This window comes from Gammaproteobacteria bacterium, from assembly GCA_041395445.1.
Classification (GTDB): Bacteria; Pseudomonadota; Gammaproteobacteria; order Xanthomonadales; family Marinicellaceae; genus NORP309.
On sequence record JAWLAO010000002.1, the window covers coordinates 75,867 to 98,262 of the forward strand.

The window sequence follows — 22,396 nt, forward strand, 5'->3', positions numbered from 1 at the left end:
ACAGAATTTGTATTTTTACTTTTTGCTGGAAGCTTATAAAGCTCCTACAAAACTATTTCAAACTCATAAATACAAATTCGTTATCAAAGTTGCTAATACTTTTTAAAACAATTACTTATACTATCTTACATGATAAGTTTCAAGCGGGTTTCCAAGAGTTACGGTAAAGACAACAAGGCGTTGAAGGACGTCAGTTTTGATGTTGAAGCCGGGGAAATGTTGTTTCTGACAGGACATTCCGGGGCGGGGAAAACAACTATTTTGCGTTTGTTAATGTTAATGCAATATGCCAGTTACGGGCAGATTCGGGTGAATTCAATGGATATTTCGTCATTGCCGGCTTCGCGTATTCCTGCCTATCGTAAGAAAATTGGTATGATTTTTCAGGATCACCGATTGCTGAACAATAAAACGGTTCTGGAAAATATTGCTTTATCTCTACAAATTCGTGGTTATTCGGATTCTGTGAGTTTTAAAAATGCTAGGGCAGCTTTGTCTCAGGTAGGAATTGCTGAGAAGGCCAATTTTTATCCTTTAGAATTATCAAGTGGTCAGCAACAAAGAGTGGGTATTGCCCGTGCGTTTGTATCAAAGCCGGATTTGATTTTGGCCGATGAGCCAACCGGAAATCTCGACCCGGATTTATCATTGGAACTCATGCAAATTTTTGAGAATTTGAACAAACAAGGAATCACTATTGTTATTGCTTCGCATGATTTATTTTTGATTAAAAGACTGCAAAAAAGGGTTCTGGTGCTGGAAAAAGGCGAACTTATTGATGATTTCAGTCCGCAGAAAAATATTTATACACCATGATAGGAAGCAAACACACACCGTCACCAACACTTGCCTATTTTCGCGGGCATAAGCGTGCTGTGCGTGAGGGCTTCTCATTTCCGTGGAAGAAACCAATCCGCTCGATTTTAACCATTGCCACGTTGGCAATTTGTTTTTTCATTCCGTTGTTTTTATGGATGGTTTGGTTGAATTATGATGAATTGAAACAATCATGGCAAACTCAAGGTTCGATTGCCGTGTTTGTTAAGGGTCAGACGGATGAGTCGCAAATCAACCAACTGATTGATGATATTAAAGCCAATCCGGTGGTTGAGTCGGCTCATTTAATCAATACTGATGAAGTGAAACTACAACTTGAAAGTGACAAACAATTATCCAAGTTCACCAAATTAATCAAATCGTATGATTTACCGCAACAAATCGGCGTCAAGACGAAAATATCTCAGGAAAAATCCGACGTTGAAAACCTGGTTAAGATGCTCGAACAACAACCTCAGGTTGAGTATGTGAGTTATGATCAGCAATGGTTGAATCAATTACAAGGTTTAACTTCGACATTATTGAGAATGTCACATGTGAGTGCCTTGCTGTTTTTGGTGATTATCATTGTCATTCTTGGAAATACTATTGGTAACGAGATTGCAGAGCATAAGCAGGAAATCCGATTGTTGGAATTGATTGGTGCCAGTAATGCTCAGGTGCGAAGAAGTTTTTTATACATGGGTGTTTTTCTGGGAATATTTGCGGGGATTCTAGCAGTAGTTTTTCTGTTTGTCAGTTTCTGGTGGCTGGATGATTTAATGTCTTCATTAATGAATAATTTTGGCGTCAATGTAAGTTTGAAAGGATTGAATTTGATACAAGTATTTGCCGTTATTGGAGTATCAATTTTGGTGACGTGGTTTGCAGCCAGAGTGGCATTAACCGGCCAGCGGTTGAATGAAATTATAGACTGATATAACTAATTTTTACTGTATGATAAATGCAATTCAGCATATAATTTAGCAAAAAAACGAGACTGATTATGGCAGAATTAACACAAGAAGAAATTGCAGAAATCAAAGACCATTTTGATTTTTTTGATAATAATGGCAATGGTTTACTTGAGGAGAATGAATTCATTAAACTTTTCAAGGTTTTAGCTCCGGATGCCAGCAGAGAGATGGCAATTCGTGGTTTCCACACCATTGATGAAGATGGAAACGGAACGGTGGAATTTGATGAGTTTCTCGACTGGTGGCAAATGAATTGGACAGTTTTTTAAGGATTTTCAGAAAAGAAATTTAAAACTTGTTTCGTCAATTTGTTTAAAGTTTCCAGTGGTTCTACATCGCTTTTTAACTGTTCAAAAGTTGATAATCTTTCCTTAATTGAGTGAATGAATCGTTGATGTTTCGGAGAGGCTTCGCTTTCAGCTATGACGATTACATTTTTGTCTATTGCACAAGCCTCGGAAACCATATTGATACTGTCAGCAGTTACAACCAAAACCTCACAACAAGTGAGCATGGATAGATAAGGATTCTCGCCATCATCATCTCCTAACCATACATTTCTTGAATTTGAGAAAACCTTTCTGATTCTATTGGATTCGGATTTTGGTGTTCTTCGGGAACCACAAACATAGACATGATGCTCCGGAAAACTCTGAGCGATTTGTTGTTTCATAGATTCGAGCTGCTCGAAAAACTTTGAAAAAGGATTGCCTAAAAACAATCCAACTGATTGCTGGCTGATTTTGGAACAATCAAAATTGGATAAAAATTGAGTCGAAATCGGATGTAAACTTCCTTTGATAGATAAGATATTCCTGCCTTTTTGATTGTCGTGTTCAGGGCAAATTAGCAAGTCATATTTTTCCACACCATCACCCGGATTTAAAATCTGAATATGTATGCATTGCAATAATTTCTTAAAATGCTTACCAACGGCTGCCATTCGCCGACCGCAAGTGATAATCACATCAACGGATTGGGATAAATTAGGTTGAGAGGATTTCCAGATAATATTTCGACCAAACCGAGGAAGTCTTCTGGGGGCAAAACTGAGCCACGGTTGCCTGATTGTACAATGATGAATGGATACATTATCCGAAAGCTGTTCAGCCAGAGAAACTGACTGAATTTCATGACCGGCAATGCTGTCGCTAAAAATCCAGATGTTTTTAAATCTTTTCAATGGCTGTGAATAATTGATGAAATAGTTATTATTGTTATAATACCTTAAAATTGAATCAGAGAGAAAACAATGTCGAAATCACTTGCAAAAAATTCAGCCAATCTGAATAAAGTTTATCATGTTACCAAAGCCGATTTGCCGTTGTCTTGTCCCGGCGAAGATATGAAAACCTGGAACTCTCATCCTAAAGTGTATCTCAGTTTATCGAAAGAGAACCAAGCGACTTGTCCGTATTGTGGAGCTCAATATATTCTGGATGATAAGTAACGGTTGCTATGAGCCATAAGCTCACGGTTATTCAAGTATTACCGGCATTGAATAATGGCGGAGTGGAAAGGGGAACAGTCGAAGTTGCCAATTTTCTCGCTGAGAAAGGTTGCACATCAATTGTAATCTCCTCAGGTGGTAACATGGTAAAAAAGTTATCACCGAATGTGGAACATATTGCACTTGATATTGGTAAAAAATCATTTTTGACATTGCTGAAAATCAAAACCCTGAAAAAAATCTTTCAGCAAAAACAAGCCGATATTGTCCACGCTCGTTCCCGTTTGCCAGCTTGGTTATCCTATCGGGCGATTAAAAGTATCAAAAGTAATCGTCCGAAATTTTTAACTACTATTCACGGTCTTTATTCAGTGAAGCGTTATTCGTCGATAATGGCACGAGGTGATAAGGTGATTACTGTTTCGGAAACCACGAATAACTATGCTAAGGAAAACTATTCACAATTTTTGAAATCCGAGCCGGTGATGATATATCGGGGAATCAATCCGCAAGAGTTTCCTTATGATTTCCAGGCTGACTTTCGGTGGTTGCATGATTTCTATCAAAAACACCATCAATTGGTGGGTAAAAAATTGGTCTTAATGCCCGGGCGATTGACTTCTTTAAAAGGTGTTAAGGATTTGCTGGTTTGGCTCAAACAATGTGATGAGAATTGCAGACTGGTCTTAACTGCGACACCTGATGATGACTTCTATGCGGCAAAATTGCTACATTGGTTCAGAGATAATGGAGTCGAGGATAAAGTGTATTGGCTGGGCTTACAGGATTCTATGGCAGAGATTTATTCAATAGCAGATGTTGTCGTATCCGCATCGAAACGCCCGGAAGCCTTTGGACGAACTGTTTTGGAATCACTATCCGTCGGTACTCCTGCCGTCGGATACAATCACGGTGGAGTGGGTGAGATTCTGGATAAAATGTTTCCCGAAGGGAAAGTCAAATTGGGTGACACTCAACAATTAGCAAATGTGATTGATTCAATATTGAGTAATCAGCCCGAGGTAAAGAACAATCCTCAATTTTTGCTCACAGACATGTTGAACAAAACCTATCAACTTTATTTGGAATCTGCAAATGTCGATTAGCCTTTCCAAATTCACAGTTTATTTATTTTTTTCTGTGTTAGTTCTGCTGCCTTTTTCCAGATTAGCTGAATTGCCAATTCTGATTTTATCAATTCTTGGGGTCTACTCATTAGTGAATCAAGGAGTTCAAGTATTTAAAAAGCCTCAAATCCAGATTTTAAGCATCGTTTATTTGTGTTACTTTTTGATGATACTGCTTTCTGTTCCGGATTCATTCTGGCAGAAAAAAACACTGATTGTTGGAGTATCTAGTCTTCGATTCTATCTGGCAACAATTGCCATACTTGTATTGACTAAAAACCAAGACAGGAAATTAATCATTCCATTTATAACAATTCTTATTGTTCTCTGGACAATAGATGCATTGATTCAGTATTTTGTTGGCTTTGACTTGATTGGAAGAGAAACATATCCCGGACGTTTGAACGGTATTTTCGGAACCGATCAGGTTAAACTAGGTCCTGTGATTGCATTGTTAATGCCAGTTGTGATGATTGGTTTGGTACAGATAAATTCGGTGGTTCGTTGGGTTTTGACATTGGCAATGATAGCTGTGATAATCTTGTCAGGGACACGCTCAGCATGGTTGATGATGATGTTTGTGTTATTTGCTTATTGGTTGCATCATGTTAAAACACGAAGATTTATTTTGTTGATAAAAACAGCTGTGGTTGCCATTGTTTTATTAGTGTCACTATGGTTTATTTCTCCGGAGTTTCAAAATCGCATTGAACGGTCAATGGCGGCTTTGGATGGTTCGCAATCCGGCCTGGATTTTGCATTAGCGAATCGTTTGCCGATTTGGCAAACATCGTGGAATATGTTTTCTGAACATCCAATTAATGGAGTTGGTGCCCATGCGTTCAGAAATGCTTATTCACAATATGCTGAAAGCGATGATATCTGGCAGGAGCAAGGTGGAGTAGGGATGCATGCTCATCATTGGTTGTTGGAAATTTTGTCTGAAACAGGATTGATTGGTTTATTTCTGATGATATTTGCAATGTATCAACTGTTGAAATTTGTTAAGTTAAATTATAAACCTTCAATGTGGTCGTTTATGGTTGCGATTGTGTGTGCATTTTTACCATTCGTGAGTATTTATTCTCTGTTTTCTTCATTTTGGTCGATTTGTATCTGGTTTTGCGGTGCCGGATTGTTAATGGTGAGTCATCAAGATGATTAAAATTTCCGCTGTTATAACCACATTCAATAATGAAGAAACCATTGAAAAATGTTTGCAAAGCCTTGGTTTTGCTGATGAAATTGTGGTGATGGACTCATTCAGTACTGATACAACATTGCAAATCCTCAATAAATATAACTGTGTCATCAAACAGCAAAAGTTTAAAGGATTTTCGCAGCAAAAAAGAGATGCGATTTCTTTAGCAAGCAATGATTGGGTTCTGCTTTTGGATTCCGATGAATTTATGAGTGATGATGGTCAAACAGCTATAGCCGAATTTAAAAATAAATCTCCTGAATTTGATGCTTACAGCTTACCAAGAAGAGAATGGGTTTTCTGGAAGTGGTCACACAGTTGGGTTCGTATGAATCACTTTGTCAGACTTTTTAATAAAAATTTATCGACGATTTCTGACGATTTAGTACATGAATCGGTAAAAACATCCGGTCAATTATCAAAACTCAAAGCGGAAATTTGTCATTTTGGAGAAACTTCAATTTCCAAAAAAGTGGAAAAAATCAATCAATATTCGCAACTGGCAGCCAAGCAGAAATTTCAACAAGGAAAGCGAACTTCTCCTTTAAAATTAGTGTTCTATCCACCTTGGTATTTTTTTCGTCAGTATTTTCTTCGTCGTCAGATTTTCAATGGCTGGGCTGGCTTTATCAATACATCGTTAAACACCAGGTATGCTTTCTTGAAATACGCAAAACTCTATGAGCTTCAAAAGAACAAAGACTAACTTCATCGTCGCATTGGCAAAGTTACTGATGAAGTTGCCGTTATCCTTTATTTTGGCTTTAGGTTATTTTGTTGGCTGGTTATTTTGGTTGATTCCGAATAAAAGAAAGAAAATTGCTCACAGAAATATCGAGTTATGCTTTCCTGACTTATCTTTCAAAGATAGAAAAAAACTTTTAAAACAAAATCTGATATCCAATGGTAAAGGTTTGCTTGAAACAATTTATGCTTATTGGGGAAATACAGAGAAGATTACTGAACGAGTGGAATTTTCCGGATTAGATGTAATTGAGAAGGCACATTCTGAAGGAAATGGTTGTTTATTAATCAGTTGCCATTTGCACCCAATGGAACTGGTGATTCGAGCCATAAATACCACTCTTAGCAAACCGGGACACATGCTTGCTCGTCAACATAACAATAAAATTTTCGAAGAGCATGTCGATATTGCCCGACGAACGCATTGCGAAAAAACCATCGACAAAAAGGATATGAAGAATGTTTTGAAATCGTTGAAAAACAATTATCCGGTGTATTTTTTTCCGGATCAGAATTTTTCCTATCAATTTGAATATATCGACTTTTTTGGTGTACCTGCAGCAACGGTTACGGGTTTGGCAAGATTGGCAAAATCGACCAATGTTCCTGTAATCCCGTGGTTTGGTTTTCGCGGGAAAAATTCCAGCGGGAAAACAATTTATCACGTTGATGTTTTGCCACCATTAGATATTTTTCAGGGAGATGATATTAAGGAAAATTTGTTAAAATTGAATCAATTATTTGAACAACAAATCAATAAGCATCCTGAGCAGTATTTATGGGTGCATCGTCGATTCAAGAATCATCCTAAAGGCAGAAATTACCTTTATAAAAATCTTTAAAACTCGTGAGTGAACTTCACGTTTAATGAGGTTTGGCTATTTTCAGGAATGACATCAATATTAAAGTGAATCACTTCTTCCTCTGAAACTGAAAAAGAGCCGATATAATAAATGGCTTCACCGGCTTCTATGATTTCTTTCACATCAACCGATTTTTCCTGACCTATAAGGTTTTTTGCAGAAACAATGAGTTTAGCTTTTGCGGGTTCCGAAGTATCATTATTTTTTTTTCTGACAGAAATATTAAACAAACCACGGTTAGCAGAGCGTTCAATCTGGTAATTTTTGGCGACTTCAGGTGTTAAAAATGTTGATGGAAAGGCATTATAAAAAACCTGATAGTCTTTATTTGATACTGTATTGCTATCATCAGAGAATGAAACTTGGGAAATGACTAATAATAAAATGACGAGGATACTTTTCATCAGTTATGCAGAAAGTTTAAATTGAAATAATTATAAATAAAAAAGCCGCTTAATTAAATTAAACGGCTTTTTAATCTTAAGAATTATTAATTCTTATTAACCGACCAACTTTTTAATCGCTTCGCCTAAAAGAGTTGGTGATTTTACAGTTGTAACACCTGCTGCTTCGAGTGCTTCGTATTTGGCTTGAGCAGTTCCTTTACCGCCGGCTACAATTGCTCCCGCATGTCCCATGCGTTTACCCGCAGGTGCTGTGACTCCGGCAATGTAAGAAACAACCGGTTTGGTCACATGGTTTTTAATGTATTCAGCCGCATCTTCTTCAGCAGAGCCGCCAATTTCACCAACCATAATGATTCCTTCTGTCGCCGGGTCATCCTGAAACATTTTCAGACAATCAACAAAATTCATCCCTTGAATGGGATCACCGCCAATACCAATACAGGTTGTTTGACCGAGTCCGACTTTAGTGGTTTGGTGAACGGCTTCGTATGTTAAAGTGCCTGAACGAGAAACAATTCCGATATTTCCCGGTTTGTGAATGGGTCCTGGCATGATTCCGATTTTACATTCGCCCGGAGTGATAACGCCTGGACAGTTTGGTCCAACCAACTTAACATCAGGCATAGTTTCCAATACAGATTTCACTTTCATCATATCTAAAACAGGAATGCCTTCGGTGATACAGATAATCACTTTGATTCCGGCATCGACCGCTTCTAAAATTGCATCCGCAGCAAATGGCGGTGGAACCAAAATCATACTGGCATTGGCACTGGTTTGCTTGACGGCTTCTTCAACAGTATCAAAAACAGGTCTGTCGAGATGTGTTTGTCCGCCTTTACCCGGAGTCACGCCACCAACGATTTGAGTTCCGTATTCAATGGCTTGGCTGGAGTGGAAAGTTCCCTGTGATCCGGTAAAACCTTGTACCACAACTTTAGTATTTTTATTGATTAATACGCTCATTCTTTCCTCCTATGCTACTGCTGAAACTGCTTTGGTTGCAGCATCGTCTAAGTCATCAGCAGCAATCACTGCCAAACCACTTTGTTTGAGTAATTCCTTACCTTGCTCGACATTGGTTCCTTCAAGCCTAACGATAATCGGTTGTTCGACACCAACTTCTTTAATGGCATCAATAATACCTTGAGCGATTAAATCACAACGAACAATTCCTCCAAAAATATTGACCAGAATTGATTTGACGTTCGGATCAGAAAGAATAATTTTGAACGCAACTGCGACTCTTTCAGCTGTCGCTCCACCACCAACATCAAGGAAGTTTGCAGGCTCGCCACCTTTGAGCTTAATCACATCCATGGTTGCCATTGCCAATCCGGCACCGTTTACCATACATGCGATATTTCCATCCAGTTTGATGTAGTTGAGGCTATGTTCATGAGCTTCAGCTTCAGCAGGATCTTCCTGTGATTTATCACGAAGTTCGGCTAATTTCTTATGTCTGAATAAGGCATTATCATCCATGCTGATTTTAGCATCCAAAGCAACGACATCGTCATTACCATCGATAATCAATGGATTGACTTCGACCAGCGCCAAATCCAAATCATGGAACATTTTGTGTAATGCCATCATGATTTTTGTTAACTGGTTTGTTTGTTTAGCAGATAATCCCATACTAAAACCAACTTTACGACATTCGTAAGGGAAAAGCCCTTCGAGATTATCGACAGTCACGGTATGAATTTTTTCAGGAGTTGTTTTGGCGACTTCCTCAATATCCACACCGCCGGCTGCAGAAACGACGAATGACAGGCATTTATTCGCACGGTCAACCAATAAACTCAGATAAAGCTCTTGTTTGATTTCAGCCGCTTCAGTAATTAAAACTTCATTCACCGGCAAAGCCATTCCGCCGGTTTGATATGTTTGGATAGTCATTCCAAGCATGTTGCTCGCGTATTCTCTGACTTCATCCATGGTTTTCGCCAGTTTGACACCGCCGGCTTTGCCTCTTCCTCCGGCATGAACCTGAGCTTTTACAACCCACATATTGCCTCCCAGAGATTTAGCTGCATTTAAAGCCTCATCAACAGTTCTGGCAACAATTCCTGCAGGCACGGGAACTCCATATGAGGCAAAAATCTCTTTCGCCTGATATTCGTGAAAATTCATTATGATACCCCTTTTGGTTATGTATTTATGAAAAAAGCGTATTATAACTGATAGTGACTCACAACTTAAACAATAGCTGAGATTCGTTTTAAAATTATATTTTTTTAGCACACCAATCAATCTGTGAATTAAATCGCAAAAACTGATTTATAATTTCATTAAGATAGTTGTTCATTTATTTAGAAAAATCGTGTAAAGTACAGATATTTAAAAGAAAAATATCTTTTTAGGGGCTATGGGAGTTACAATAAATGATGAGTAATGACTCGAAAGTGATGTTAAACGGAACGTTGAAGCGCTTGATTGCATCTTCAGTGATATCTGAAGAAAATGCAATTGAAGCTGTCATCACCTCAAAAAAAAGGCGAATTCCTCTCTTTACCTATCTGGTTGAAAATGATTTGGCACCTGCTGATAAATTGGCAAGTGTTTCTTCAGCAGTTTATGGAGTTCCGTTATTTGATGTTTCGGTCATGGATAGCAAAAGTCTGCCGGTGGATTTGGTGGATGAAAAATTAATTCATAAGCATAGTGTTTTACCTTTATTCAAAAGAGATAAAAAATTATTTCTTGGAATTTCCGATCCGACGAATGTAACTGCAATTGAAGAAATAAAATTCCACACCAATATGGCTGTGGATCCGGTCGTTATCCCTCACGATATATTAACAAGCGTAATTGATGAAGCACTCAGTGAAGCAGAGTCGATGATGGACGAGGAGAACGATGACTCAGGTCTTGAAGATCTGGACTATGAAGATACAACGGAGTTGCATGAAGAGGACAATTCATCCGATAATGATGCCAATGATACTCCGATTGTTAAGTTTGTGAATAAAGTCTTGCTTGATGCTATCAAGCGCGGAGCATCGGATATTCACTTTGAACCTTATGAGAAGAATTACAGAGTCAGATATCGTGTTGACGGAATGCTGAAAACAATGGTCAAGCCACCGGTTGGTATGAGCATGAAAATTGCATCCAGAGTCAAAGTAATGTCAAAATTAGATATTGCTGAGAGGCGTGTTCCTCAAGATGGTCGCATTAAACTGAATCTGTCCAAAACCAAAGCAATTGACTTCCGTGTGAGTACTTGTCCGACTCTTTTTGGTGAGAAAATCGTAATGCGTGTACTGGATGCATCAGCTGCCAAAATGGGTATTGATATGCTCGGTTATGAGCCGGAGCAAAAAGAATTATTTGTGAATGCAATTCATAAGCCTTATGGCATGGTTCTGGTCACCGGTCCAACGGGTAGTGGTAAAACGGTTTCGTTGTATACCGCTTTGAATATTCTCAATGTCGATGGTTCAAACATATCAACTGTTGAAGACCCTGTGGAAATCAGGGTGAACGGAATCAATCAGGTTCAACAAAATGAAAAGCAGGGAATGACCTTTGCTGCGGCGTTGCGTTCATTCCTGCGTCAAGATCCTGATATCATCATGGTTGGTGAGATTCGTGATTTGGAAACAGCTGAAATCGCTATTAAAGCCGCGCAAACCGGTCACATGGTGCTTTCGACCCTTCATACCAACAATGCACCGGAAACCATCAGTCGTCTAATGAATATGGGAATCGCTCCTTTCAATATTGTTTCTGCGGTTTCTTTGGTGATTGCTCAGAGATTGGGAAGACGGTTACATGACTGTAAACAAATCGGCGAATACTCTCCTGAAGTTTTAATTCGAGAAGGCTTTTCCGAAGAAGATGCCAATGAAATTAAAATTTATGACGCTGTTGGATGTCGCAAGTGTAATGGTGGTTATAAAGGTAGGGTCGGCCTTTATCAGGTTATGCCACTGACAGATAAAATTAAAAGGATTATTCTTGCAGAAGGAAACGCGCTGGAAATTGCCGATCAATCAAGAGCTGATGGCATAGCTGATTTAAGAAAATCAGCGCTCCTGAAGGTAAAAAATGGTATCACAAGTTTAGCAGAAGCAAACAGAGTAACGGTAGATTAGAAATATGGCTACAAAACAAAATGCAATAGAAGAATATATTACCTTTACATGGAAAGGTAAAGACAAAACCGGTAAGAAAATTAATGGAGAAATTAAAGCAAAAAGTTTGACGGTCGCTCGTTCAGAGTTACGCCGTCAGAACATTAATGTCAACCAAATTGTCAAAAAGAGAAAGCCACTCTTTTCACAAGGAAAACCGATTAAGGCTCAGGATATTGCCCTATTTTCCAGGCAGTTGGCAACCATGATGGAGTCCGGTGTGCCAATGGTGCAGGCTTTTGAGATTATTGAAGGCGGACAGAAAAACCCGAATATGGCGAAGATGCTTAAAGACATCAAGAATAATATTCAGTCGGGTTTGAGTTTGAGTGAGTCTTTAGGCAAACATCCTCTGCATTTTGATGAGTTATATTGTAATCTGGTTGCTGCCGGTGAAAAAGCCGGTGTGCTTGACGAGTTGCTGGATACGATTGCAACTTACAAAGAACGAACCGAAGAAATTAAAGGTAAAATCAAAAAAGCTCTATATTATCCGGCAGCGGTAATCGTGGTTGCATTTGGTGTGAGTGCTTTGTTACTTTTGAAAGTGGTTCCACAATTTGAAGAAATGTTCAAAAGTTTTGGAGCGGATTTGCCGGGGTTGACACAAATGGTGGTGCATGCATCCGAGGCTTTACAGGAAAACTTTTTACTTTATCTTGGGGTTTTTGTTGGAGTTATTGTTGGTTTTATCCAATTGAAAAAACGGTCATTGAAATTTGCCCATGCACTGGACAGATTGTCTTTGAAACTCCCTATCGTCGGCAATATCCTAAACAACGCAGCAGTTGCTCGTTTTGCCAGAACCTTATCAACAACTTTCAGAGCGGGTGTTCCTTTGGTTGAAGGTTTGGACACTGTTGCCGGAGCTGTGGGCAATGTGGTTTATGGGGATGCCATCAAGAAAATTAAGGAAGATGTGTCTACCGGTCATCAACTCCAATTAGCTATGCAACAAACCGGTATTTTCCCACACATGGTCGTGTCCATGGCAGCAATTGGTGAGGAATCCGGTAATCTGGATGCCATGCTGGCTAAAGTTGCGGATTATTATGAGCAGGAAGTAGCCAATGATGTGGATGCCATGAGTAGTTTGATTGAGCCATTAGTTATGGTGCTTATTGGTGGTTTGGTTGGTGTTATGATTGTGGCGATGTATCTGCCGATCTTCAAGATGGCGGCAGTGATGTAATGGCTTTATTGCAGGCTTTGGAGCAATCGCTACCGGCATTGCTCATTACAACTTTTGTCTTTTCACTTCTTGTTGGCAGTTTTTTGAATGTTGTGATTTATCGCTATCCAAAATCAATGGAGCACGAATGGACTCATGACAGCATTAATCACTTATCCGATTCCTATACCGAATTAAAAACCACTCTTGAAAAATACAAACAGGAAGTCAAACCACCTAGCATCATTTGGGCACGTTCACATTGCCAAAAATGCAATCATCAAATCAAAGCCTGGGAAAATATTCCGGTTATCAGCTTTTTACTTTTGCGTGGAAAATGCTCCAATTGCAAAACAAAAATTTCTAATCGCTATTGGTTAATCGAATTACTCACAGCAATACTAAGCACTTATGTGGTCTATCATTTTGGCTGGTCATTGCAATCAGTTGCAGCATTGTTTCTCACTTGGTATCTGATTGCAATTTCAATGATTGATTTTGATACGATGGTGATTCCTGATTCATTTAGTTTATCATTGTTGTGGCTAGGGTTATTTATCAGTCTTTGGGTGATATTTATCGATTCTGAAGCCTCTATCAAAGGAGCATTACTGGGTTATTTATTACTCTGGTCAATATTCTGGTTGTTCAAATTATTAACCGGAAAAGAAGGCATGGGTTATGGAGACTTTAAATTGCTCGCAGCCGGTGGTGCCTGGTTAGGGATGAAATCAGTCGGAGTGATAGTTATCATGTCATCGGTTGCCGGAGCGGTAATTGGTTCAATTTATCTGGTGCTCAATAAAAATAGCCGTAATAAGCCCATCCCATTTGGCCCTTATCTGGCAGTCGGAACTTGGGTTGCTATGATTTGGGGAGAAAATATCATCAACTGGTATTTTAATATCTCTGGTTTAAACTAAATACACATGAATTTAAAGCATCAATGTTTTACCGTTGGATTAACCGGCGGGATTGCCAGTGGAAAATCAACAGTCAGTGACATTTTTGCCGAGCTCGGTTGTCCAATCATTGATGCTGACATTATTGCCCGAGAAGTGGTAGAGCCGAAAACAGAAGGTCTCAAACAACTCGTTAAAACATTTGGAACCGCCATTCTGAACTCTCATAACGAACTCGATCGAAAAAAACTTCGGAAAATCGTTTTTAACGACGAACAAAAACTCGCAATACTCAACTCAACTCTTCATCCCCTCATCGGTAAAGAAATTGCAAACAGGGTAAAGAACGTTAAACAAGATTACTGTATCGTGGTGATTCCATTACTGTGTGAAAACAGCAATTATCAATGGCTAGATCGAATCCTTGTCGTTGATGTGAGCGAAGATACACAAATCAAAAGGCTCACAGCCAGAGATCATATCACCGAAGAACTAGCCGAAAAAATGCTCGCGAGCCAATGCAATCGAGAACAAAGACTGCAAATTGCCGATGATGTTATCAATAACGAACAAGATCTATCTAAACTTAATAAATTGGTCAGAACCTTGGATAAGTTGTATAAGCAATTAGCTATTAGCTATAAAAAATGATTAAGTTAAAGTCAAGCTGAATTCAGTTCATCATCTTTTATTTTGTCACTTTTGCTCGTGCAAAAGTAACGTAAAAGCACGCCCCGGCATTTAGGCCTAAAGGCTCCCTTCGATATTTGAAATATCCGGCGCTTCATAAACTCGCTACGCTCAGACAGTATGAAGCTTTCTTCCGAATATTTCTGCGCGTCTCAGCGAAATGTAAGGGGTTAAAAAAACACTGCCATACTGAATTTATTAAATTTACATAATAAAATCAGTATGTTAATATAAAAACCTATGAAAATGAGTGCATTAAAATACGCAAAATATTTAATATCTTGCATTGATGAATATACAATAAGTTGTTAGATTTAATAAAACGTAATGAACATCTTTCATGTATTAAGCCAAGGAAAATCACGTTTACATGAACCAAGCATGTCTGCGATGCTTGGTTATCTTCTGGATAGTAACAAAGATCATGGTCTTGGTGACGCATTCGTACGAAAGTTTATAGAATTTCAGGACAATTCTATTCTTAGTAGGATCCTACAAAGAGATTTTATTAATTCCCAAGTTTCTCTTGAAGAACCTTATCGTTTAGATGGCAAAAGAAAAGACATTGATATTCAAATCATTATACTTGATGAAAAGAAAAAAGAAGAACATAGAATAATTATTGAAAATAAAATAAAAACAGGAGCCGCCAACCCTAAACAATTAAAAGAATATTATCAAGCCATACTTGAAGAGGAAAAGAATATAAAAAATTTACATATGATATTTCTTACACCAAACTCAAACTCTACACTTCTATCAAATGAATACAGTAATCTAAAATTAAAAGAAAAACACACACATACAAAAAAATGGATATATTGGAGTGAAAACGATGGTAGTGGTGGCGTTCTATCAATTATAAAAGAAATTCTAAGTCTCGAAATGCAAGGTGCAATTAATCCTATCAACGAGTATATGAGGCACACACTTAAAGCGTTTGTTAACCACTCATCATCGATAACTGAATCGAATGGTAAAAGAACAATGAGAACGGGAGAAGATATAGGTGAAATTATCGATGAGGTTGTAATAAAAATAAATGATGGGAAAGAGTACCGTGTTATACGCAGAGATAGTACACAAATCCAAGTATTTAACAATGAAACAGGTGATAAAGAAGTAGCACGTTATATACTTGCCCAATATATTGATGAAAACAACATTGATATTCATCACTCCAACCTCAATACAAGATCAATCGGGAAAAAGTTTTTTGATTGGCATAAAAAATCTAACAATTAACTCTAGGTGACCTGTAACTCAAGGGTTCTTTTGTGGCTTACGCTATTGCTCTAATTTTCCACAAAAACTCCGCTGAACTAGAACTACCTGAGTAAGGAGTTAAGAAAGCGCTCAACGAAATTTGTGTTTGAAAACAAAAATCTTTTGATTGATACCTTGAATTAGGCTTTCTCCCCAAAGTTAGAGTACTTCGAAACATTTTACTGATTTTAGAGAATCTAATGTGTTGTTTTATATCGCTTTCTTGAACATATGTTCATTAGAATTAGCATCATTAAAATTACAAATCCAACAAAGTTCTTTTACCGCAAAAAATCACTCCACCTCAACCTTATCAATCTCTTTCATCAGCCTATCAGTTTCAATCAATGCAACAATGATTTTTGGTAGTGGAGGATGTCGTTGAAATCGAGAGGTTACGACCGTGGCGGTCTTTGAGCCATTTTTGGGCGGGCTGGTAGCCGCCGATGTAGGATTCCAGGCAACCAATGGAACATTGTCGAAGTACTTTTTTATCATTGATCCATACTTTTCCATGTATCTGATGTGGCTTCATAACCAGGGCTGGTTTTTGTTATTTTCTTTTAATGATGTCACCATCATTACCGCCGTCAATAACTGGATAGCTGGTGATATATTCATTCACAACAGGTGATTCGAGTAGATGAATTTGACGAATTTGACTGCCGAGTTCTACCAGTTTCAGAAAGTTTCCGTATCTTTGGGATAAGGCACACGAGGAAAGTCGATTTTTAAGGAATTCTTTGTATTTTTCACCGATAGCTTGGTGAATGTAGCACCGCATAGATGTAATCCAGAATATCAATCGGGGCGAAACAGACTTTTGCTCCCTTGAGAGGAGTTTTGTTCTTTTCAGGAATAAATTCCAAATTTAATTTTTGGTGATTTGCAAACTATCTGGAAGTTGAGATTTGGAATTCTTTTTGTTTGGGAATCAAGAGATTGTTGACTTTCTGTTTCTGGATAAAGATAAAGAGGAAGTAAATAGTCTTGCCCCCTATTCCCTAGGTAAAATGTTCCATGTGATATAATTTTGTCTGAAACTCTATAAAACTAAAGGTTTCTCCGATAGCCTGTCGATTGCAAATTAATCCAATATTGTTATTTATTATAAAATGTTTTGTAATAGTGAATCTTGGTCTTCCAAGTAATCCATTTGATTTCGATGTTATTGGAATAAATCTATTATCAAAGAATGGTCTGTATTGAATTGGTTCAATAAAAACAACGTTAGACTTAGATCATTTATTGCGTTTTCCATTCCAAGCACCTTCCTTAATTTGGCTATATTTTCTTTTCAAATCGCCTTCATTGAGATACTTCAAATCTTCAACCAATTCGTAGATAGATCGCTTTTATTTTTAATAAGTAATTTATCGTTTTTGTTTGAATACCTAGACTATAAATAGTAAAAATTTCGTTGAGCAATCCCGTTTTGATATGACCCAATTTTTTCATTACCAAAAACATTAAAAAATGAATAATCTTTATTTATGTCCGGGCTCTCCCAGCTAATGGTATTAATGAGTTCTCTGATAAGTATTTATATTTTAATTTCCTGCTACCATAAATGTCTTTATAATAAAAGCAGCAATCTTTTCTATTAGTAGGCTTTTTGATAAATAAATTAATAGAAACACCTTGTTGAATATCAAAAACATTTTCATCCTTTATAGATGCCATTTTCTTAACATCTCCATGTATAAGTCTAAAACATAAATTGTATCGAAGGTTTCAAGTAAAACTTTTCTCATTTGTCTTTGTGTAATTCCATCGAGAAACTGTTGTTTGTAATAAAGGCTAAAATGCGCTGCCATTTCTATCAATATAATGCTGTCCATACCTGATAAACTTAATGTAGTCATCATCTAAATTTATTTTTCTTTCATTTAGGTTTTTCTTATAGTCTGAAATCAAACCTTGAATCAATCACTTTTATTTGAACTGCTCACTGCATATGGTGGATTGCCAATCACACACATCACTGGTGTTTTCGCGTTTGACATGATTGGCTTCACGGGCTTCATCACTGAGCCAACTGGCAAATAATGTGCCGGTGTCGGGATGATATTCTTCCAACGAGTTGGTGAGGTAAACATTAAATCTGGGGTTGGTTTGCGGTTTATAGCCGGTTTTCCTTGAGTAATAAATCCAGTTTGAGATGTGCCATGGCATGGAATGCCATCAGCAATTCAAAACCATTGAGACGAGGAATCAAATGCTCTTCAACATAACCCGACCACGCGCCCTGCATGGCTTTGAACTTTTTGTTGTAAATGTGGCGTATGACTTCTGCCAGAAAGGTGCCTGTTCCGGTCGCAGGGTCTAAAATTTGGACTTTGTGGACTTCTTTCTCATATTGTTTGTAACCGGTTTTGATCTTTGATCAGGAATTTGAGAATCGACAATAATAGTGGTTTTACTGGTGTCTGCCAAACCATCAGCGAGACCGAATTCAGTTTTTAAAATATCATCAACGGCTCGTACTATAAAATTGACTACAGGTTGTGGTGTGTACAAACACCTCTTGCCTTGCGTAATTTCGGATCATAGGTTGCCAGAAAAGTTTCGTAAAAGTGAATAATCGGGTCTTGGGTCTGTGTTCCTTTGCCGAAGTTGGATAAAAGTTGTTTGATGTCAGTTGCCCGAAAAACTTCACCAGGTTATCAACAATTTTGACAATTCGTTCGTCAATATCGGCCCGGCAATTTCATTGAATAATTTTCTCAGAAAAGGATTGGATTTTGGGATGAGTTCAGCAGCTTCCTGACGGCTGAAATCATTGAGTGTTTTATCATGCAAGCGCGCGGCAAACATGCCATAAGCCACCGTTTGAGCATAAATATCGGCAAATCCTTTAGGTTGTAAATCATGAATCAGCATGTCTTTAAAGGTCTTGTATTGATTGATTAGCCATGTGTCTTGTTGAAAGCAACTCTGTTTTTTCATCATGAGTGACAACTTGTTCAATGATGTTCTGTAACAGTCATTAACTTTGCCCGCCATCATTTCTGCCAGTTTTTGCGGAGATTTGATGGTTTGACTGATAAAGATACAGAAGTCCTTAATTAAATCTGTGAATCTTGAGTATTCATCAATGTTGGGGATAATTTTTCCGTTTTCGATGTTTGCCAGTCGAATCTCATGGACTAATTCACCGTTTTCAAAAAACTGAAACCATAAATAATCTGTGATAATTAAGTTATCCAGGGCTTTTTTATAGCGAGTGAATTGCTCTTTATAAACCTTGCTGTTGAGGTCTTTGCCAATATCTTTGGCTTCAATAAATCCAATCGGTATTTTGCGTTTGGTTATAACATAATCAGGATTACCGCAGTCAGTGACTTTTGAGGGTTCGTTGGTAACTTCAACATTTGGAACCAGTGTTTTGATTAACTGCTCTAAATCGCCTCGGTAAGTATGCTCGGTGGAAATTCCAGTGTTAAAATTATTTGTTACTGTCTGGATGTATTGTTCGAGAGTCATTTTTATCTTGAAAACCGTGAGTTTGTTAAATTATACATGAGTTTGAATTTGGTATTGAAATTATTTTAAAATAATAAATCATCCATTATCAAAACCTGCGAATGTTGGAATGATTTTTTAGTGCTTTTGGTTTCTATTTTTCTGGATTGTCTCTCCGCACCTGCTTCGAGCCCTTCGGGTCGCTTCGCGTGGCAAAACGGCTGTCCTGCCGTTTGGTCCCGGGTTAAGCCAGAGGATGACAGGAATAGGATATCTCGGCTACGCTTGATATGACGCTATTCTTTTTTATCCCCCTTTACTCTCACCGAGATATTCTTGCAAATTTGGGAGTACGAGGTATTTATGTCTGAGCGAAGCGAGTTCAAATACCTCGCCAAATTTTCGAAAATATTGAGGGTAGCCAACGGCTGAGAGTTCGGGGCGTGCTTTCTTTTGGTTACTTTGCTTTACACGAGTAAAGAAAAGTAACATTAAAATAACTAGATTCCCGATCGGGGTCGGGAATGACGAAAATAGGGTCACGAATAACGAGTTCTGGTTGAAGATACTTCGAGTTCACTCAGTATGACAGGATAATTTTTACTTCACATAACTCAGAAAGTGTTCAAAGTCCTTATTTTTTCCTCTGACTGTGTTTTCGTATGTGGTTTTGATAAACTGCGTGACTTTGCCTATTTCACCGTTACCGATGGTTTGGTCGTTGATGGTTTTGATGGGGGTGACTTCGACGGCGGTTCCGGTGAAGAAGGCTTCGTCTGCTTGCTGGGCTTGTTCGACGGTGATTTTCTCTTCTTTGACTTTGTAGCCGTAGTGTTTTGCCATTTCGATAATAGTGGCTCGGGTGATTCCGGGCAGAATATGTCCGAGGGATGGTGTGGATAGGACATTGTCTTTGACGATGAAGAAGTTTTCTCCGGCACCTTCGGCGATGTTGTCTTCGTGATCGAGGAACAGTGCTTCGTGATAATGGGTGTTTTGTAGTTCTATCGTGGAGAGAATTCCGCCGACATAATGTCCGCAGATTTTGGCATCAATCACGGTGGATTTGGGGCTGATACGGCGATATTTGCTAACTTTGATGTCAACCATATCGTGTGGTAAATATTTTCCCCACGGCCAATTGGCGATGATGACTTCGACCGGATTGTTTTTGGCGGAGACACCGAGTTCGCTATAACCAAAAAAAGTCAATGGGCGAATATAACCGGAATCCAAACCATTGGATTTGACCGTTTCAACGACTGCCTGACAAAGTTCATCACGAGAGTAGGGCAGTTTCATGCCAATGGTTTCTGATGAATAAATCAGTCTGTCGATATGAGGTTCAAGCCTGAATATTGCCGGTCCTTTGGCAGTGTTATAAAACCGAATTCCTTCAAAAGCGCCTCCGCCGTAGTGCAGAGTGTGTGTCAAAACGTGTGTTGTATCCTGTTCCCAGGGTTTCAGCACACCGTTGTGCCAGATGGTTTCGGTTTTAATCATTGTACAATTTAATTTTGCTCTTCCAGTTTTGCCCAAGAATCCTTTAAGGTCACAATTCGGTTGAAAATTGGCTTGTCTTGTTCGTATGTTTTGTCACGATAAAAATATCCCATTCGCTCAAATTGGTATCGAATGCCATCGGAGTTTTCGACAATATTGGGTTCCAATTTGGCGTTTTCTATGATTTCTAATGAATTGGGGTTTAAATCTTCAAGACCTTTAGGATTAGGTTTATCAAATAGGCGATCATAAAGTCTGACTTCTATATTATCACAATGACGGGCTGAAACCCAGTGAATAGTCCCTTTAACTTTTCTGCCATCGGCTGATTTACCGCCTTTGGTTTCCGGATCATAAGTGCAACGAATTTCAACAACATTGCCGTTTTCGTCTTTAATCGCTCGTTGACAAGTCAGATAGTAGGCATATCTCAAGCGCACTTCTCGACCTTCAGTAAAGCGGAAAAACTTGCGATTGGCATTTTCCTGATAATCATCGGCTTCGATGTAGAGTTCTTTGCAGAAAGGAATTTCCCTTGTGCCGAATGATTCATCTTGCGGATGATTTTGACCAATCAGAAGTTCTTCTTTATCTTCAGGATAATTTTCAATCACTAATTTTAACGGGTTGAGAATTCCCATAATGCGTGGAGCTGTTTCGTTTAAATCGGCTCGAACACTATCTTCCAGCATGGTCATTGGAACGGTTGATGGTTTTTTGGTAACTGTGCTGCGCTTGGCGTAATCACGAATGGCTTTGGGTGTGTAACCTCGGCGACGCATTCCTGAAACTGTTGGCATACGCGGGTCGTCCCAGCCATCTACTTTACCTAGCTCAACCAGTTCGTTGAGTTTTCTTTTGGAGGTGACGGTGAATGTTTGATTCAGGCGGTTGAATTCGATTTGTTGTGGATGACAACCAATGGATATGTTGTCCAAAACCCAGTCATAAAGCGGGCGATGGTCTTCAAATTCCAAAGTACAAATTGAGTGAGTGATGCCCTCAATCGCATCAGAAATACAATGAGTGAAATCGTACATCGGATAAATGCACCAATCGTCACTGGTGCGAATATGATGTTGGCGTTTGATGCGATAAAGCACCGGATCACGCATGTTGATATTTCCGGATTTCATGTCGATTTTGGCGCGAAGCACCATTTTGCCATCTTCAAATTCGCCATTTCTCATGCGTTGAAATAAATCCAATGACTCTTCAACCGGACGGTCACGATAAGGACTATTGGTTCCCGGAGTGGTGAAATCACCACGATTCTGGCGAATTTCTTCCGGTGATTGTTCATCCACATAGGCTAAGTCTTTCTCAATCAGTTCAACGGCATAACCATAAATTTGCTCAAAATAATCCGATGCATGGAGGGTTTTTCCGGCCCAATGAAACCCCAGCCACTTCACATCTCTTTCAATGGATTCGGCGTATTCAATACTTTCTTTGGACGGATTGGTATCGTCAAATCTGAGGTTGCACTCGCCCTGATAATCTTCTGCCAGCCCAAAATTCAGGCAGATTGATTTTACATGGCCAACATGCAGGAATCCATTGGGCTCCGGTGGAAAACGAGTTCTCACGCTTGAGTGTTTGCCATTGGATAAATCCTTATCAATGATTTGGGTAATAAAGTTTTCCGAAACGTTCTTTTCCGTCATTTGAG

Annotated in this window: 26 protein-coding genes; 13 read left to right on the plus strand and 13 right to left on the minus strand. The window is 38.6% G+C overall.

Features of this window, described 5'->3' with window-relative positions; genetic code table 11:
- The first annotated feature begins 129 nt into the window (after positions 1-129).
- The 3 genes from ftsE to R3F25_03670 all read left to right on the plus strand — a co-directional run bounded on the left by ftsE (position 130) and on the right by R3F25_03670 (position 2,062).
- Complete coding sequence (gene ftsE, locus R3F25_03660; GenBank protein MEZ5495912.1) at positions 130-816, plus strand: cell division ATP-binding protein FtsE; 687 nt, start codon at positions 130-132, stop codon at positions 814-816.
- Complete coding sequence (locus R3F25_03665; protein ID MEZ5495913.1) at positions 813-1,754, plus strand: permease-like cell division protein FtsX; 942 nt, start codon at positions 813-815, stop codon at positions 1,752-1,754. Before ftsE ends, R3F25_03665 begins: the two co-directional genes overlap by 4 nt.
- Before the next feature lie 68 nt (positions 1,755-1,822).
- A complete protein-coding gene (locus R3F25_03670) occupies positions 1,823-2,062 on the plus strand; it encodes an EF-hand domain-containing protein (GenBank protein ID MEZ5495914.1) in 240 nt (79 codons plus the stop codon).
- On the opposite strand, the gene R3F25_03675 is transcribed toward R3F25_03670, so the two are convergent.
- Complete coding sequence (locus R3F25_03675; GenBank protein ID MEZ5495915.1) at positions 2,059-2,976, minus strand: ELM1/GtrOC1 family putative glycosyltransferase; 918 nt, start codon at positions 2,974-2,976, stop codon at positions 2,059-2,061. The two genes, R3F25_03670 and R3F25_03675, sit on opposite strands and share 4 nt — an antisense overlap.
- 69 nt (positions 2,977-3,045) lie before the next feature.
- On the opposite strand from R3F25_03675, the gene R3F25_03680 reads away from it, so the two are divergent.
- Genes R3F25_03680 through R3F25_03700 form a run of 5 tightly spaced genes read left to right on the plus strand, consistent with a single transcriptional unit; the run spans position 3,046 to position 7,157 of the window.
- A complete protein-coding gene (locus tag R3F25_03680; GenBank protein MEZ5495916.1) occupies positions 3,046-3,243 on the plus strand; it encodes a zinc-finger domain-containing protein in 198 nt (65 codons plus the stop codon).
- An 8-nt stretch (positions 3,244-3,251) separates the two neighbouring features.
- Positions 3,252-4,349 carry a glycosyltransferase gene (locus tag R3F25_03685; GenBank protein ID MEZ5495917.1) on the plus strand — a complete coding sequence of 366 codons (1,098 nt, stop codon included), beginning with the start codon at positions 3,252-3,254 and terminating at the stop codon, positions 4,347-4,349.
- Complete coding sequence (locus R3F25_03690; GenBank protein ID MEZ5495918.1) at positions 4,339-5,535, plus strand: O-antigen ligase family protein; 1,197 nt, start codon at positions 4,339-4,341, stop codon at positions 5,533-5,535. The genes R3F25_03685 and R3F25_03690 overlap by 11 nt, the downstream gene beginning before the upstream one ends.
- Positions 5,528-6,277, plus strand: a complete 750-nt coding sequence (locus tag R3F25_03695; protein ID MEZ5495919.1) for a glycosyltransferase family 2 protein — start codon at positions 5,528-5,530, stop codon at positions 6,275-6,277. The genes R3F25_03690 and R3F25_03695 overlap by 8 nt, the downstream gene beginning before the upstream one ends.
- Positions 6,252-7,157 carry a lysophospholipid acyltransferase family protein gene (locus R3F25_03700; GenBank protein ID MEZ5495920.1) on the plus strand — a complete coding sequence of 302 codons (906 nt, stop codon included), beginning with the start codon at positions 6,252-6,254 and terminating at the stop codon, positions 7,155-7,157. The genes R3F25_03695 and R3F25_03700 overlap by 26 nt, the downstream gene beginning before the upstream one ends.
- On the opposite strand, the gene R3F25_03705 is transcribed toward R3F25_03700, so the two are convergent.
- The 3 genes from R3F25_03705 to sucC all read right to left on the minus strand — a co-directional run bounded on the left by R3F25_03705 (position 7,154) and on the right by sucC (position 9,721).
- Positions 7,154-7,582 (minus strand): DUF4426 domain-containing protein, encoded by a 429-nt coding sequence (locus R3F25_03705; GenBank protein ID MEZ5495921.1) that lies wholly within the window; start codon positions 7,580-7,582, stop codon positions 7,154-7,156. The two genes, R3F25_03700 and R3F25_03705, sit on opposite strands and share 4 nt — an antisense overlap.
- A gap of 96 nt (positions 7,583-7,678) precedes the next feature.
- Entirely contained in the window at positions 7,679-8,551 is an 873-nt protein-coding gene (gene sucD, locus R3F25_03710; protein ID MEZ5495922.1) for a succinate--CoA ligase subunit alpha, read from the minus strand.
- A gap of 9 nt (positions 8,552-8,560) precedes the next feature.
- The gene (sucC, locus tag R3F25_03715; protein MEZ5495923.1) at positions 8,561-9,721 is read right to left on the minus strand and encodes an ADP-forming succinate--CoA ligase subunit beta; all 1,161 of its coding nucleotides are present in this window, start codon (positions 9,719-9,721) and stop codon (positions 8,561-8,563) included.
- Between the two features lie 251 nt (positions 9,722-9,972).
- Between sucC and pilB the strand changes: the two genes are divergently transcribed.
- From pilB to R3F25_03740, 5 genes are all read left to right on the plus strand, one after another.
- Entirely contained in the window at positions 9,973-11,688 is a 1,716-nt protein-coding gene (pilB, locus tag R3F25_03720) for a type IV-A pilus assembly ATPase PilB (GenBank protein MEZ5495924.1), read from the plus strand.
- Between the two features lie 4 nt (positions 11,689-11,692).
- On the plus strand, positions 11,693-12,919 hold the full coding sequence (locus R3F25_03725) for a type II secretion system F family protein (protein MEZ5495925.1): 1,227 nt from the start codon (positions 11,693-11,695) through the stop codon (positions 12,917-12,919).
- Positions 12,919-13,821, plus strand: coding sequence for an A24 family peptidase (locus R3F25_03730; protein ID MEZ5495926.1), 903 nt, complete (start codon positions 12,919-12,921; stop codon positions 13,819-13,821). The genes R3F25_03725 and R3F25_03730 overlap by 1 nt, the downstream gene beginning before the upstream one ends.
- Before the next feature lie 6 nt (positions 13,822-13,827).
- On the plus strand, positions 13,828-14,451 hold the full coding sequence (coaE, locus tag R3F25_03735; GenBank protein ID MEZ5495927.1) for a dephospho-CoA kinase: 624 nt from the start codon (positions 13,828-13,830) through the stop codon (positions 14,449-14,451).
- A 366-nt stretch (positions 14,452-14,817) separates the two neighbouring features.
- Positions 14,818-15,735, plus strand: a complete 918-nt coding sequence (locus tag R3F25_03740) for a PD-(D/E)XK nuclease family protein (protein ID MEZ5495928.1) — start codon at positions 14,818-14,820, stop codon at positions 15,733-15,735.
- 315 nt (positions 15,736-16,050) lie between these two features.
- Here R3F25_03740 and R3F25_03745 read toward each other — a convergent pair whose 3' ends face one another.
- From R3F25_03745 to R3F25_03785, 9 genes are all read right to left on the minus strand, one after another.
- Complete coding sequence (locus R3F25_03745) at positions 16,051-16,272, minus strand: hypothetical protein (protein ID MEZ5495929.1); 222 nt, start codon at positions 16,270-16,272, stop codon at positions 16,051-16,053.
- Positions 16,273-16,309: 37 nt separating this feature from the next.
- A complete protein-coding gene (locus R3F25_03750; protein ID MEZ5495930.1) occupies positions 16,310-16,540 on the minus strand; it encodes a hypothetical protein in 231 nt (76 codons plus the stop codon).
- A gap of 886 nt (positions 16,541-17,426) precedes the next feature.
- Entirely contained in the window at positions 17,427-17,624 is a 198-nt protein-coding gene (locus R3F25_03755; protein MEZ5495931.1) for a hypothetical protein, read from the minus strand.
- Between the two features lie 67 nt (positions 17,625-17,691).
- Positions 17,692-17,931 carry a hypothetical protein gene (locus R3F25_03760; GenBank protein ID MEZ5495932.1) on the minus strand — a complete coding sequence of 80 codons (240 nt, stop codon included), beginning with the start codon at positions 17,929-17,931 and terminating at the stop codon, positions 17,692-17,694.
- Complete coding sequence (locus R3F25_03765) at positions 17,879-18,010, minus strand: hypothetical protein (protein MEZ5495933.1); 132 nt, start codon at positions 18,008-18,010, stop codon at positions 17,879-17,881. Before R3F25_03765 ends, R3F25_03760 begins: the two co-directional genes overlap by 53 nt.
- A gap of 71 nt (positions 18,011-18,081) precedes the next feature.
- The gene (locus tag R3F25_03770) at positions 18,082-18,276 is read right to left on the minus strand and encodes a hypothetical protein (GenBank protein MEZ5495934.1); all 195 of its coding nucleotides are present in this window, start codon (positions 18,274-18,276) and stop codon (positions 18,082-18,084) included.
- Between the two features lie 135 nt (positions 18,277-18,411).
- Positions 18,412-19,242, minus strand: coding sequence for a hypothetical protein (locus tag R3F25_03775; protein ID MEZ5495935.1), 831 nt, complete (start codon positions 19,240-19,242; stop codon positions 18,412-18,414).
- 579 nt (positions 19,243-19,821) lie between these two features.
- Positions 19,822-20,724 carry a branched-chain amino acid transaminase gene (locus R3F25_03780; GenBank protein MEZ5495936.1) on the minus strand — a complete coding sequence of 301 codons (903 nt, stop codon included), beginning with the start codon at positions 20,722-20,724 and terminating at the stop codon, positions 19,822-19,824.
- Between the two features lie 8 nt (positions 20,725-20,732).
- Positions 20,733-22,391 carry a glutamine--tRNA ligase/YqeY domain fusion protein gene (locus R3F25_03785; GenBank protein ID MEZ5495937.1) on the minus strand — a complete coding sequence of 553 codons (1,659 nt, stop codon included), beginning with the start codon at positions 22,389-22,391 and terminating at the stop codon, positions 20,733-20,735.
- Positions 22,392-22,396 lie beyond the last annotated feature (5 nt).

Excerpts from the sequence above, each read along its gene's own strand:
- ftsE (MEZ5495912.1), top strand. The coding sequence starts at position 130 with ATGATAAGTTTCAAGCGGGTTTCCAAGAGTTACGGTAAAGACAACAAG.
- R3F25_03665 (MEZ5495913.1), top strand. The coding sequence starts at position 813 with ATGATAGGAAGCAAACACACACCGTCACCAACACTTGCCTATTTTCGC.
- R3F25_03670 (MEZ5495914.1), top strand. The coding sequence starts at position 1,823 with ATGGCAGAATTAACACAAGAAGAAATTGCAGAAATCAAAGACCATTTT.
- R3F25_03680 (MEZ5495916.1), top strand. The coding sequence starts at position 3,046 with ATGTCGAAATCACTTGCAAAAAATTCAGCCAATCTGAATAAAGTTTAT.
- R3F25_03685 (MEZ5495917.1), top strand. The coding sequence starts at position 3,252 with ATGAGCCATAAGCTCACGGTTATTCAAGTATTACCGGCATTGAATAAT.
- R3F25_03690 (MEZ5495918.1), top strand. The coding sequence starts at position 4,339 with ATGTCGATTAGCCTTTCCAAATTCACAGTTTATTTATTTTTTTCTGTG.
- R3F25_03695 (MEZ5495919.1), top strand. The coding sequence starts at position 5,528 with ATGATTAAAATTTCCGCTGTTATAACCACATTCAATAATGAAGAAACC.
- R3F25_03700 (MEZ5495920.1), top strand. The coding sequence starts at position 6,252 with ATGAGCTTCAAAAGAACAAAGACTAACTTCATCGTCGCATTGGCAAAG.
- R3F25_03705 (MEZ5495921.1), bottom strand. The coding sequence starts at position 7,582 with ATGAAAAGTATCCTCGTCATTTTATTATTAGTCATTTCCCAAGTTTCA.
- sucD (MEZ5495922.1), bottom strand. The coding sequence starts at position 8,551 with ATGAGCGTATTAATCAATAAAAATACTAAAGTTGTGGTACAAGGTTTT.
- sucC (MEZ5495923.1), bottom strand. The coding sequence starts at position 9,721 with ATGAATTTTCACGAATATCAGGCGAAAGAGATTTTTGCCTCATATGGA.
- pilB (MEZ5495924.1), top strand. The coding sequence starts at position 9,973 with ATGATGAGTAATGACTCGAAAGTGATGTTAAACGGAACGTTGAAGCGC.
- R3F25_03725 (MEZ5495925.1), top strand. The coding sequence starts at position 11,693 with ATGGCTACAAAACAAAATGCAATAGAAGAATATATTACCTTTACATGG.
- R3F25_03730 (MEZ5495926.1), top strand. The coding sequence starts at position 12,919 with ATGGCTTTATTGCAGGCTTTGGAGCAATCGCTACCGGCATTGCTCATT.
- coaE (MEZ5495927.1), top strand. The coding sequence starts at position 13,828 with ATGAATTTAAAGCATCAATGTTTTACCGTTGGATTAACCGGCGGGATT.
- R3F25_03740 (MEZ5495928.1), top strand. The coding sequence starts at position 14,818 with ATGAACATCTTTCATGTATTAAGCCAAGGAAAATCACGTTTACATGAA.
- R3F25_03745 (MEZ5495929.1), bottom strand. The coding sequence starts at position 16,272 with ATGGAAAAGTATGGATCAATGATAAAAAAGTACTTCGACAATGTTCCA.
- R3F25_03750 (MEZ5495930.1), bottom strand. The coding sequence starts at position 16,540 with ATGCGGTGCTACATTCACCAAGCTATCGGTGAAAAATACAAAGAATTC.
- R3F25_03755 (MEZ5495931.1), bottom strand. The coding sequence starts at position 17,624 with ATGATGACTACATTAAGTTTATCAGGTATGGACAGCATTATATTGATA.
- R3F25_03760 (MEZ5495932.1), bottom strand. The coding sequence starts at position 17,931 with ATGCCATGGCACATCTCAAACTGGATTTATTACTCAAGGAAAACCGGC.
- R3F25_03765 (MEZ5495933.1), bottom strand. The coding sequence starts at position 18,010 with ATGCAGGGCGCGTGGTCGGGTTATGTTGAAGAGCATTTGATTCCTCGT.
- R3F25_03775 (MEZ5495935.1), bottom strand. The coding sequence starts at position 19,242 with ATGACTCTCGAACAATACATCCAGACAGTAACAAATAATTTTAACACT.
- R3F25_03780 (MEZ5495936.1), bottom strand. The coding sequence starts at position 20,724 with ATGATTAAAACCGAAACCATCTGGCACAACGGTGTGCTGAAACCCTGG.
- R3F25_03785 (MEZ5495937.1), bottom strand. The coding sequence starts at position 22,391 with ATGACGGAAAAGAACGTTTCGGAAAACTTTATTACCCAAATCATTGAT.